The sequence below is a fragment of the Sulfitobacter sediminilitoris genome (assembly GCF_010667575.1).
Taxonomy (GTDB): Bacteria; Pseudomonadota; Alphaproteobacteria; order Rhodobacterales; family Rhodobacteraceae; genus Sulfitobacter; species Sulfitobacter sediminilitoris.
The window spans coordinates 1-528 of sequence record NZ_JAABNT010000099.1; the positions used below are offsets into that span (position 1 = coordinate 1).

At 56.8% G+C, this 528-nt stretch carries 2 protein-coding genes; both read right to left on the reverse strand.

Annotated features, from left to right (window positions below; translation table 11 throughout):
- Positions 1 to 232 (reverse strand): transposase (locus GV827_RS23945; RefSeq protein WP_268895793.1); only part of this gene is annotated, 232 nt, incomplete at its 3' end.
- Positions 180 to 528 (reverse strand): transposase (locus GV827_RS23300; protein WP_164356739.1); only part of this gene is annotated, 349 nt, incomplete at its 5' end. The genes GV827_RS23945 and GV827_RS23300, both read right to left, overlap by 53 nt.

Genomic DNA, 528 nt, shown 5'->3' on the forward strand with positions numbered 1-528 from the left:
GGATGACGCGGTTAAGGCTTTCGATGGCGTTGGTAGTGTAGATGATTTTGCGCACCGCTGGCGGGAAGGCGAAGAACGGTATGACCTCCTGCCATGCGCGCCGCCAGCTTGGGGCGATTGAGGGGTAGGGAGTATCCGAAACTCTGTGTATGAGGCTCAGCCGATGCAGTTGAAACGGGTCATATGTTGAACCGTTCTGGGTATAGGATAGCGAACTGGTTCCGTGCGGCAACCCATTCTCTGACGGCCCTGCCAGTCTTCTCGAAGCTGCGTATCGCTAAGTAAATCAGCTTTGTCGCGGCGTCATCTGTCGGAAAGCTGCCGCGTGTTTTGGTAGTTTTGCGGATGACGCGGTTAAGGCTTTCGATGGCGTTGGTAGTGTAGATGATTTTGCGCACCGCTGGCGGGAAGGCGAAGAACGGTATGACCTCCTGCCATGCGCGCCGCCAGCTTGGGGCGATTGAGGGGTATTTCTGGCCCCATTCCGCCTCGAAATCAGCCAGTGCCTTCTCGGCCTCGACATCATCC